The 10,497-nt window shown below is 59.7% G+C and carries 10 protein-coding genes; 8 read left to right on the forward strand and 2 right to left on the reverse strand.

Going from position 1 to position 10,497, the window contains the following annotated elements; all coding sequences use genetic code 11:
- The first annotated feature begins 5 nt into the window (after positions 1 to 5).
- Both D8U60_RS03375 and D8U60_RS03380 read left to right on the forward strand, forming a co-directional pair.
- The gene (locus tag D8U60_RS03375) at positions 6 to 1,055 is read left to right on the forward strand and encodes an acyltransferase (RefSeq protein WP_122746879.1); all 1,050 of its coding nucleotides are present in this window, start codon (positions 6 to 8) and stop codon (positions 1,053 to 1,055) included.
- Between the two features lie 179 nt (positions 1,056 to 1,234).
- Positions 1,235 to 2,365: a GDSL-type esterase/lipase family protein gene (locus D8U60_RS03380; RefSeq protein WP_130899464.1), complete on the forward strand. Its 1,131-nt coding sequence runs from the start codon at positions 1,235 to 1,237 to the stop codon at positions 2,363 to 2,365.
- Between the two features lie 158 nt (positions 2,366 to 2,523).
- On the opposite strand, the gene D8U60_RS03390 is transcribed toward D8U60_RS03380, so the two are convergent.
- Both D8U60_RS03390 and galU read right to left on the reverse strand, forming a co-directional pair.
- Positions 2,524 to 2,934: a mannose-1-phosphate guanylyltransferase gene (locus tag D8U60_RS03390; protein ID WP_041477296.1), complete on the reverse strand. Its 411-nt coding sequence runs from the start codon at positions 2,932 to 2,934 to the stop codon at positions 2,524 to 2,526.
- 31 nt (positions 2,935 to 2,965) lie between these two features.
- Entirely contained in the window at positions 2,966 to 3,799 is an 834-nt protein-coding gene (gene galU / locus D8U60_RS03395) for a UTP--glucose-1-phosphate uridylyltransferase GalU (RefSeq protein WP_024013613.1), read from the reverse strand.
- A 387-nt stretch (positions 3,800 to 4,186) separates the two neighbouring features.
- Between galU and galE the strand changes: the two genes are divergently transcribed.
- From galE to D8U60_RS03425, 6 genes are all read left to right on the forward strand, one after another.
- Positions 4,187 to 5,203 carry a UDP-glucose 4-epimerase GalE gene (gene galE, locus D8U60_RS03400; protein WP_024013612.1) on the forward strand — a complete coding sequence of 339 codons (1,017 nt, stop codon included), beginning with the start codon at positions 4,187 to 4,189 and terminating at the stop codon, positions 5,201 to 5,203.
- Between the two features lie 230 nt (positions 5,204 to 5,433).
- Positions 5,434 to 5,670, forward strand: coding sequence for a hypothetical protein (locus tag D8U60_RS03405; RefSeq protein ID WP_016775457.1), 237 nt, complete (start codon positions 5,434 to 5,436; stop codon positions 5,668 to 5,670).
- A 91-nt stretch (positions 5,671 to 5,761) separates the two neighbouring features.
- Entirely contained in the window at positions 5,762 to 6,877 is a 1,116-nt protein-coding gene (locus D8U60_RS03410) for a polysaccharide biosynthesis/export family protein (protein WP_177180896.1), read from the forward strand.
- Between the two features lie 12 nt (positions 6,878 to 6,889).
- On the forward strand, positions 6,890 to 7,555 hold the full coding sequence (locus D8U60_RS03415; RefSeq protein WP_122508331.1) for a YjbF family lipoprotein: 666 nt from the start codon (positions 6,890 to 6,892) through the stop codon (positions 7,553 to 7,555).
- On the forward strand, positions 7,552 to 8,313 hold the full coding sequence (locus D8U60_RS03420) for a capsule biosynthesis GfcC family protein (protein WP_071173030.1): 762 nt from the start codon (positions 7,552 to 7,554) through the stop codon (positions 8,311 to 8,313). Before D8U60_RS03415 ends, D8U60_RS03420 begins: the two co-directional genes overlap by 4 nt.
- Positions 8,310 to 10,388: a YjbH domain-containing protein gene (locus tag D8U60_RS03425; RefSeq protein WP_130899465.1), complete on the forward strand. Its 2,079-nt coding sequence runs from the start codon at positions 8,310 to 8,312 to the stop codon at positions 10,386 to 10,388. The genes D8U60_RS03420 and D8U60_RS03425 overlap by 4 nt, the downstream gene beginning before the upstream one ends.
- Positions 10,389 to 10,497 lie beyond the last annotated feature (109 nt).

The following is a 10,497-nucleotide window of genomic DNA, read 5'->3' on the forward strand; positions in this document are numbered from 1 at the left end:
GCTCTATGTCGAGCAAGAAAAAATCCCTGGAGATCGAAACCCTGCGCGGCCTGGCGTGCCTGCTGCTGGTGCTCTATCACGTCATCGGCCCGCTGGGCGGCGGCTTGAAGATCGACATCGGCTCGCCGTTCCGGGTCATCGCCGACTCGATGGTGTACGTGCGCATGCCGCTGTTCACGTTCATCTCCGGCTACATCTATTCGATCTACAAGATTCGCGGCAATGACTTTTCCGCCTTCTTCGTCGGCAAGGTGCGGCGGCTGATCGTGCCGCTGTTCTGCGTCGGGGTGCCGTTCTCGGTGCTGCAAGCGGTGGGGCCGGGGGTGAACAAGGACGTCGGCGTGATCGACGCGTTGTTGTCGTTCTGGGTGCCGATCAACCACTTCTGGTTCCTGCAGGCGGTGTTCAGTATTTTCATCTTCGTCGGTTTGCTGGAGTGGCGCGGCCTGCTGCGTTCGGCGACGCGGTTGTATGGCTTGTTTGCGTTTGCGGCGGTGTTGTTCCTGCTGCCGCCGTTGCCGCTGGATGCGTTCGGTATCAACGGTGCGATTTACCTGCTGCCGTTTTTTGTTGCAGGGATGATCGGTCAGGAAAATGTCGATGTTTTGAAGCAGCGTTTCAAAGTGATCGGGCCGCTGCTGTTTGTGCTGATCTCGCTGACGCTGTTGTACGTCGCGGCGATCGATCGTGAGCTGATTGTCGATCGCCGCAGCCTGATTGGTTTGACGGTGGGTTGTGTGTCTTGCATCGCGTTGCTGTCGAGTGACATGCGCTCGAAAGCGCTGACCTGGCTCGGCGGGTATTCCTATGCGATTTTCCTTTTTCATGTGCTGTTTGCCGCGACCTCGCGGTTTGTCCTTGGGCGCCTCGGCGTGAAGGATGAGAGCTTGTTGGTGCTTGGTGGTCTGAGTTGTGGATTGCTCGGGCCGGTGCTGTTGGCGATGGTGTTCAGCCGGTTCAATTTCACCTCGGTGTTGTTCCTTGGCGAGCGCGCAGCGAAGCGGAAATCGTTGGCGCCCATCGCCCCGGTGGTACAGACGCAATCCTCCCTGTAGGAGCTGACGAGTGAAACGAGGCTGCGATCTTTTGATCTTTTGTCGTGGCTTGCGAAGATCAAAAGATCGCAGCCTCGTTTCACTCGTCAGCTCCTACAGTGGATTCGTGCAAGTCACACCATCCTTGTGGGAGCGAGCCTGCTCGCGAAGGGGCCATCCCGGACAAAGGAAAATATTCAATGATGCCAGTAGACGCCCCTCAACCAGTCGCCACTTCGGCCATCACGATAGACGATGCTCGCCAGCGCTTTGCGCAGTGGCGCGAGGGCAAGGCCGGCAAGGTGCTGGCGGTTTCGGTGATCGGCGACAGCTACACCGCCGGGCAGGATTTCTATCTGAACAAACTGGTGCAGCGAGTGGCCGCCGAGGTGGGTTTCGCCGGCCCCGGTTACGTCGGTTTCAACCACGGCGCGGCGCTGGGCGGCACGCATTTCAAATACACCCGCAGCAGCGACAAATACTTCGGCGGCGGCTGGAAGGTTTCCGATCTGGGCCAGGCCAGCCCGGACAGTCGCACGATCGGCGGCAAGCCGGGCGCCTGGTTGCAAGTCGATGCCAGCCCTTCGCCGCGCATCGATACCACGGTCACTCAGGCGAAATTGTTGTATCTGGGCAGCGGCGAATCGGACGAGCTGCGCTATCGCTGGTCGCCCGCGCAAGCCTGGCAACCGTTGAAACTCGCAGGCTCAGGCGTTCAGGAAGTCGCGCTAGCGGGCGTTCCATCAGCCGCAGACTGGTCATTCAAACTGGAAGTGGTGAAGGGCGCGCCCACGTTGTTCGGCCTTTGGATGACGAATGATGAGAAGGGCATTCGGGTGTCGAAACTGGCGGCCTCCGGCGCGGCATCGGCGGATTTCTATCACGCCGATCGACAGTGGCAGACGCAATGGAAAGCCGTGGTGTCGAAGATCCCGGCCGACGTTTACCTGATCATGCTCGGCGGCAACGATCAGGGCTTCGGCGTCAAACCTGCGCAGTACCTGCAAAACGTTCAGGGCCTGGTGAGCATGCTGCGCGAGATTCAGCCGGCGGCGAGCATCAACCTGATCATGCGTCAGGACACCACGCGCTCCAGCGCTTATCCGATGTCGGCCTATGCGCAGGTGCTCGAACCGTGGGCGCGTGAACAGCAGCTCGGTTTTGCCAACCTGCAATGCGCGTTTGGCCCCGACGTCAAACGCTACGCCAGCGCGATGATCGGCCCGGACAAGATTCATCCGTTGCCGGCCACGGGCGGGAAGGTGATTGCCGATTATTTTTATCGCTGGATAACGGGTACGAGTACCGGTTGCGACGACTCGCCACCATGATCGTTCCCACGCTCCGCGTGGGAACGCCGCCCGGGACGCTCCGCGTCCCTCCGCAGCGTGACGCAGAGCGTCACTGGATGCATTCCCACGCGGAGCGTGGGAACGATCAATCCGTAAAGATCGCAGCCTCGTTTCACTCGTCAGCTCCTACAGGTTGATTATGCCGATGCGAAACTGTCGACTTGTTCGAGTAACTCCGCAAGCTTGCGCGGCATCAACCGCGCATCACAACGGGTTTCAACATTAATGATGATCGCCGGATCGTTGCAGCAGATGCGCACTCGAAAGCGCCAGTCGCTGAAGATCACTTTCAGGCCATCGCGGTCATCCATTTCCAGCGCCTGTTCGCCATACAACGCCTTCAGATGCGCGAGCAGCGGATAAGGATCGCGCAGCGGCCGGCGAATATCGCCGGACGCAGGAAACACACCGATCCGCTCCACCAGCAGAATCGTGCCCAGCCAGGTCTCATTGGCGCTGGGCAGCGGTTGATGGCGCGACAACCAGCTCATCACCCCGAGGTTGCCCACCTCACGTTCAATCTCTGTCGAATGTTGTGCAATGTTCATGGTTGCCTGCCTCTGGTGATGGGGGGGCGTCTCAGCGGCCCTTGAGGTACACGTTGTCGTAGCAGAAGTTGGTCGCCTGCAAGTAGCCCTCGGCATCGCCGCAATCAAAGCGCAGGCCTTTGAATTTGTAGGCCAGCACGCAGCCGTTCTGCGCCTGTTTCATCAGTGCGTCGGTGATCTGGATTTCGCCGCCCTTGCCTGGTTCGGTGTCGGCGATCAGGTCGAAGATGTCCGGGGTGAGGATGTAGCGCCCGATGATCGCCAGGTTCGACGGCGCGTCCTGCGGCGCCGGTTTTTCCACCATGTTGTTGACCCGGTAGATGCCCTCGGAAATCAGCTCACCGGCAATCACGCCGTACTTGTGAGTCTGGTCGGCCGGGACTTCCTGAATGGCGACGATCGAGCAACGGAATTTCTTGTACAGCTGGATCATCTGCGACAGCACACCGTCGCCTTCCAGGTTCAGACACAGGTCGTCGGCCAGCACCACGGCAAACGGCTCGTCGCCGATCAATGGGCGACCGCTGAGAATGGCGTGGCCCAGGCCTTTCATTTCCACCTGACGGGTGTAGGAGAAGGTGCAGGTGTCGATCAGCTCGCGGGTGCCGGCGAGGAATTTCTCTTTCTCGGTGCCACGGATCTGGTGCTCGAGTTCGTAGCTGATGTCGAAGTGGTCTTCCAGCGCGCGCTTGCCCCGGCCGGTGACGATGGCCATGTGTTGCAGACCGGCGTCCCGTGCTTCTTCAACGGCGTATTCGATCAACGGCTTGTTGACGATCGGCAGCATCTCTTTCGGCATGGCTTTGGTCGCCGGCAAGAAACGCGTGCCGTAGCCGGCAGCGGGGAACAAACATTTACGAATCATAAAAGTATCCTGGACAGTCATGGAACACAGGCGACGGTTGCGCACCACAAAGTGGCGGCAAGTTTCAATGATTATTGAAGGCTTACTTTAATACCCGAGTCAGGTTGTTGCTGGCAATTAGTTGCGCTGTTAAAAAGCGCTAATGTTATGAGATGTCGACTACTTGGTTGTAAGTTATTTTTAGTCGGTATCTGTCGATAGTGATAAGTATCCAGGGAGTGCTAATAAGTACCCGTCAAACAGTTTGACCGGCAAAAATAATTATTGTCAGTGGTTGAACTAAATTTGTTTGAGGTTGTTGTCGCCCTGTTTGTGTGAATTGCTCCGCATATCCATCAGGCATGGCTTGACACGCTACCGGGTATTTATTCAATGACGGACCGCGCTATGAAGATTCTGGTAACGGGTGGTGCCGGCTATATCGGCTCGCATACCACACTTGCATTGCTTGAGGCAGGTTATGAAGTTGTCGTTCTGGATAATCTTTGTAACAGCAGCGACGCAGCACTTCATGCCGTTGAAGCCATTTGCGGCAAAAGTGCATGGATGATTCGCGGCGATGTCTGCGATCGGCCGCTGCTCGACCGGATTTTCCGCGAGCATCAGATCGACGCCGTGCTGCATTTCGCCGGGCTCAAAGCCGTGGGCGAGAGTGTGCGCAAGCCGCTCGAATACTACGAAACCAACGTCGGCGGCAGCATCACTCTGTGTCAGGCGATGGCAGCGGCGGGGGTGTTCCGCCTGGTGTTCAGTTCCTCGGCGACGGTGTACGGCGAGCCTGAAGAGATGCCGATTCGCGAGGATTTTCCTACGGGCAATCCGACCAATCCCTACGGTCAGTCCAAGCTGATCGTCGAGAACGTGCTGCGCGACCTGAGCCTCGCCGAGCCGCGCTGGAGCATTGCGCTGCTGCGCTATTTCAACCCGATCGGCGCCCACGCCAGCGGGCACATGGGCGAAGACCCCAACGGCATCCCGAACAATCTGGTGCCGTATATCAGCCAGGTTGCGGTCGGCAGCCTGCGCGAGCTGTCGATCTTCGGTAACGATTACCCGACCTCCGATGGCACCGGCGTGCGCGATTACATTCATGTCGTCGATCTGGCGGACGGGCATTTGAAAGCGTTGCAGTCGATCAGCGAGCGCACCGGCATCCACACCTGGAACCTCGGCACCGGCGATGGCTACAGCGTGCTGCAAGTGCTGCATGCCTTCGAACAGGCCTGCGGGCGGCCGGTGCCGTACCGGATGATGCCGCGCCGCGCCGGTGATATCGCCGAGAGTTTTGCCGATGCTTCGAAAGCGGCGAAAGAGCTCGGCTGGAAAGCCACGCGCAACTTGCAGGACATGGTTGCCGACACTTGGCGCTGGCAATCGAATCATCCCAATGGTTATTCGCGATGATGGCCATTTAGTCCGATGTTAGTTTCAGTCAGGTTGTTAGATAACGTCGGGAAATTACACTGGCAATGCCATTTGCAAATCCGTAGATATAAACCTGCCGTTCGACTTTAGCAGTTGCACAGGACTGTGAAAGAACAACGGATCTTGTTCGCGCTCTTTGCGGACTTGAAAGCTACCAGCTCTGACACAGATCTGTTTTTTAACAGTTCGAATGTTAGAAAGGAGTTGTTATGAAAAAAGTGATGGCAGTTGCCCTGTTGACGATGTTGAGCAACTGGGCTGCCGCCGCTGAAGCGCCGTTGACAGCGGTAACCAATGTAGGTGGCAGTGTGGCGGCTTCGCAAGCGCCCGCGGCCAGTACTGCGATGGTTGCCAGTGCTGTAGCGGCGTCCAACAGCGGTGGCAGTGCCAACGGCGGTACCACCGGTACGACGGGTACCACCGGTACAACCGGCACGCATAACTAACAGGAACATTTGTTAGTGCAGTACAGAGTCGCCCGACGCAAGTCGGGTGACTTTGTTTTTTGGATTCGCCCTTGAATAGCGTAGTGCCATTATGACTCGTAGTGTTTATCTTTTAATGTTGGCAAGTCTCGCTTTGCAAGGTTGCATGTTTTCCCCCGGCCAGTACCTGAGCACCAGCGATATCACCCGCCAGGGTGCCAGCGAAAGCAGTCGGGTCGAGCTGATTCCGATCACCCCGAAGCTGATCGCCATGAACCGCGCCACCCAGAAGCGTGAGTCGCTGCCGGCGGAGCTGCTGGTGACGCCGGCGGAATATCGCATCGGCAACAATGACGTGCTGTACATCACCGTCTGGGATCACCCGGAGCTGACTGCCCCCTCCGGCGCGCAACAACAGATCGATGCCAACGGCCGACTGGTGCGCTCCGATGGCACGCTGTATTACCCGTTCATCAAGGAAGTCCAGGCCGCCGGCCGGACCATCCAGCAACTGCGCGCTGACATCGAACAGCGCTTGTCGGCGTTCATCGCCGAGCCGCAGGTCGACGTCGCGGTGCTGCGCTTCGCCAGCCAGAAAGTCGTGGTCACCGGCGCCGTCACGAAGGCCGGCCCGCAAGCGATTTCGACCAATCCGCTGAGTGTGGTCGAAGCCCTCGGTTCCGCTGGCATCGACACCAATAACGCCGACTTGTCGGGCCTGCTGCTGACGCGCAACGGGCGGGTCTATCCACTCAATCTCGACACGCTCAATCAGCAGGATTCCGAACTGCAGAACGTCTACCTCAAGGGCGGCGATCAGCTGTATCTGCCGTACAACGACAACAAGCGCATCTACGTCATGGGCGAGGTCAACCAGCCGCGCGCGCTGAGCTTCAAGACCGCAACCATGAACTTGTCCGACGTGCTCGGTTCGGTCGGTGGCCTGAGTCAGACCAGTTCCAACGGCAACGCGGTGTACGTGATTCGCGGCGTGGAAAATCTCGACGTCGAGCCGGCCAAGATCTATCAGCTCGAAGCCGAATCGCCGACCGCCATGGCGCTGGCTTCGCACTTCCAGGTGCGGCCGCAGGATGTCGTCTACGTCGGCCCGGCCAACGTCACTCGCTGGAACCGTTTCATCAGCCAGTTGGTGCCGTCGGCGTCGATTGTCGGCACCGGGGCTTCGGCAGCGAAGAACTGGAGCGAATACAGCAACAACAGCAAATAAGGCCGCCCGACTGTGAACCTATTGAAAGTGGGCGTCTGCCTGATGGCGGCCTCGTTGCTGTGCGGCTGTAACCCGCTGATGAGCGCATCGCTGAACAACCTCAAAGCCGCCGTCGTCGGCCCCGACGAGGTTGATGTGACAGCGGCCGAGGTCGCCGGGGTCAACTACCCGCAACTGAAACTGACCACGCCATCCGGCTCAGGTGTACTGGCGCTGGTGCGCGAGCGCGAAGACCTGCAATTCTGGGTCGCCTCCGGCAAGCAGGTGTTGCTGCTGCGCGATGGCCTCGCCGTGCGCAGTATCGGCCTCGGCCTGCAAGGTGATCTGGATGGCACACGGCTGGCTGATGACTCGCCGTTCAAGCAAGGCCTGCATCACGTCGCCGACGGTTTCACCACACGGCGCTGGATTGATCTGTACAAGGGCCAGGAAGTCGGCGTGATCGTCAACAGCCGCTTCTCGCGCCGCGCCACCGAAACCCTGGAAATTCTCGACAAGCCTTACTCGGTGCTGCGCATCGATGAACAGATCGACGCCCCAGCCATTGGCCTCAGCGCGACCAACCGTTACTGGGTCGACCCGCGCGACGGTTTCATTCTGCAGAGCGAGCAACAACTGACCTCGCAATTGCGCGTGAAGCTGGTGCAATTGACTCCTGACCGCAGGCATCTGCCGTGAAGCGCTTAAGCCTAATCGCGGCGGGTCTTTTGCTGATCGCAGGGGCGAGTCAGGCCGCCGTCACTGTGTCCGGCGACGTCGCCAATCCCGGTCCGATCGCGTTGCCGCCGGGTGGACGCCTGTTCGATGTGATCAGCGAAGCCGTGCCCAATGCCGAAGGCTATTGGCTGGCGGGCGGCTTGTTGCGCCAGTCGCTGGTCGAGGAACAGACGCGGCTCAAGGTCGGCGTGCTGTTCGATCTCGAGGTGCTGCAACGCATGGCGACGCTGTTCGATCGGCCGAGCCGCGCGGCGCTGGCACAGCGCGTTGCTGAAGAAGTCCGACAAATGCCAGTGACCGGACGGCAGATCGCTGACCTCGATCCGGTAGCGGTGGAAGTCGGCTTCGCGCGCAACATTCGTCTGGATGACGGCGATCGGCTGATCTATCCGAAACGGGTTGATGAAGTGCAGGTGTTGGGCGCGGTCACCGAGCCGTGCCACTTGCCCTATCAGCCGTTGCAGGAGGCCCGCGAATACCTGGAAGGCTGCTCGATTCTCGACGATGCCGAGGCCGATTACCTGTGGTTGATCCAGCCCAACGGCGTGTCGCGGCGCGTCGGCATTGCGCACTGGAATCGCGAGTCCGGGCAGTTTCCGGTGGCCGGCAGCAGGATTCTGGTGCCGATAAAAAATGATGATCTTGATCCGCCTCTTCCTGAACTGAATCAGCAGTTGGCCGAATTCATTGCCACGCAGCTGGCCGAGGTGGTTCGTTGAAGTTACGTTTTGCAGCTGTGTTGTTATTGCCCTGTGGTCTGGCCCACGCCGAGCCGCGCATCACCCAGAATGACTTCGGCGGCGCCGGTCTGTTGCAGACGCCGACGGCGCGCATGGCCCCGGCCGGCGAGCTGAGCGTCAACGCCAACCGCACCGATCCCTACAGCCGCTACAGCGTGTCGTTGCAACCGCTGGACTGGCTCGAAGGTTCGTTCCGCTACACCGCGATCACCAACCGGCCGTACGGCTCGGAGGCCCTCAGCGGCAGTCAAAGCTACAAGGACAAGGCGGTCGACGCCAAAGTACGCCTGTGGCACGAAAGCCACTGGGCGCCGGAAGTGGCGCTGGGCTTTCGAGATATCGGTGGTACCGGTTTGTTCTCCAGCGAATTCTTCGTCGCCAACAAGCGCTTCGACAATTTCGACTTCAGCGCCGGCATCGCCTGGGGCTACATCGGTAATCGCGGCGACTTCGACAACCCGCTGGGCTACGTCAGCAATCGCTTCGATACGCGCCCGGCGCTGGAAGGCACCGGCGACGTCAACTCCGGCGCGTACTTTCGTGGCAAGCCTTCTCTGTTCGGTGGCGTGAGCTACCAGACGCCGTGGGATCGGCTGAGCCTGAAGCTGGAATTCGAAGGCAACGACTACAAGAACGAGCCGAAGGACAACGAGATCAAACAGGACTCGCCGATCAACCTTGGCGCGGTGTTCAAGGTGACCGATTCGATCGACCTGAGCGCTGCCTGGGAACGGGGCAACACGGCGATGTTCGGCGTGACCTTTCACACCAATTTCGTCAGCCGCAAGGCGCCGGCCAAGACCTACGATCCGACCCCCGAACCGCTGCCGGCGAAGGCGCCGACGACCTCGATGGAACAGGTCAACTGGGCCGATGTGTCGCGGCGTTTGCAGCAGAATGCCGGGTACAAGGTGGAGCGCATCAGCCAGCGCGATTCCGAACTGATCGTCTATGGCGAGCAGCAGCGTTATTTCCATTCGTCCAAAGCCGTTGGCCGCGCGAGCCGGATTCTCGACAACAGCGTCAACGACGACATCGACTGGTTCACCGTGGTCAACAAGCGCTATGACTTGCCGCTGGAAGAAACCAGCCTGCCGCGCCAGACCTTCCGCGAAGTGATCAACAACGAAGAACCCTTGGAGGCGCTGCACCGCACCACCGAAATCAACCCGGCGATGCCGCACAACGAGAAAACCCTCTACACCGAAGCGCCGCAGCATTTCAGCTATGGCGTGGGTCTGGGCTTCAAGCAGAACGTCGGCGGCCCGGATGGTTTGCTCTATCAATTCAGTGCTGACGCGGACGCGGAATATCGCTTCAACCGCAACACCTGGTGGAGCGGTTTGCTCAGCGCCAACCTGGTCAACAACTTCGACAAATTCGTCTACGACGCGCCGAGCGGATTGCCCCGCGTGCGCACGGATTTGCGCCAGTACCTGACCACCTCAAACACGACCATGCCGTTGTTCCAGCTCAGCCATGCCGAGCAGTTGGACAAGGATCTCTACGGCATGGTGTACGGCGGCTATCTGGAGTCGATGTTTGCCGGCGTCGGCGCGGAAGTGTTGTTCCGCCCGACCGGCGAACGCTGGTCGCTGGGCGCGGATCTGAACTGGGTGCGCCAGCGTGATTTCGATCAGGGCTTTGCCTTGCGCGATTACTCGGTGGTGACCGGGCATATCACCGGCTATACCGATCTGCCGTTCGACACGCTGGCGGCGGTCAGTGTCGGTCGCTATCTGGCCGGAGACTGGGGCACCACCGTGGACATCTCGCGCGAGTTTTTCAACGGCGTGCGCGTCGGTGCCTGGGCAACCATCACCACGGCCAGCAGCGCGGAATATGGCGAAGGTAGTTTCGACAAGGGCCTGTACCTGTCGATCCCGTTCGACGAAATGATGAGCATGTCGACCATGCGCCGCGCCAATTTGGTCTGGGCGCCACTGACCCGAGATGGCGGCGCCAGACTGAGCCGCAGCTATCAACTGCACTCGATGACGGATAGCCGGGAAGGGGACATGTTCTATCGCAACTTCGGGAAGATTACCGAGTAAGCGCCAGGGGCCGGGCGCAACTCGAACCCTGTGGGAGCTGGCTTGCCAGCGATAGGGCCGCTCAATCACAACTCCATTGCCTGGGCTAACGCTATCGCTGGCAAGCCAG

The organism is Pseudomonas sp. Sample_11, assembly GCF_004307505.1.
In the GTDB taxonomy this organism is placed as follows: domain Bacteria; phylum Pseudomonadota; class Gammaproteobacteria; order Pseudomonadales; family Pseudomonadaceae; genus Aquipseudomonas; species Aquipseudomonas atacamensis.

Bases quoted from the DNA above. Each gene is read 5' to 3' on its own strand.
- D8U60_RS03390 (WP_041477296.1), bottom strand. From the start codon at position 2,934: ATGAACATTGCACAACATTCGACAGAGATTGAACGTGAGGTGGGCAAC.
- D8U60_RS03375 (WP_122746879.1), top strand. From the start codon at position 6: ATGTCGAGCAAGAAAAAATCCCTGGAGATCGAAACCCTGCGCGGCCTG.
- D8U60_RS03380 (WP_130899464.1), top strand. From the start codon at position 1,235: ATGATGCCAGTAGACGCCCCTCAACCAGTCGCCACTTCGGCCATCACG.
- galU (WP_024013613.1), bottom strand. From the start codon at position 3,799: ATGATTCGTAAATGTTTGTTCCCCGCTGCCGGCTACGGCACGCGTTTC.
- galE (WP_024013612.1), top strand. From the start codon at position 4,187: ATGAAGATTCTGGTAACGGGTGGTGCCGGCTATATCGGCTCGCATACC.
- D8U60_RS03410 (WP_177180896.1), top strand. From the start codon at position 5,762: ATGACTCGTAGTGTTTATCTTTTAATGTTGGCAAGTCTCGCTTTGCAA.
- D8U60_RS03405 (WP_016775457.1), top strand. From the start codon at position 5,434: ATGAAAAAAGTGATGGCAGTTGCCCTGTTGACGATGTTGAGCAACTGG.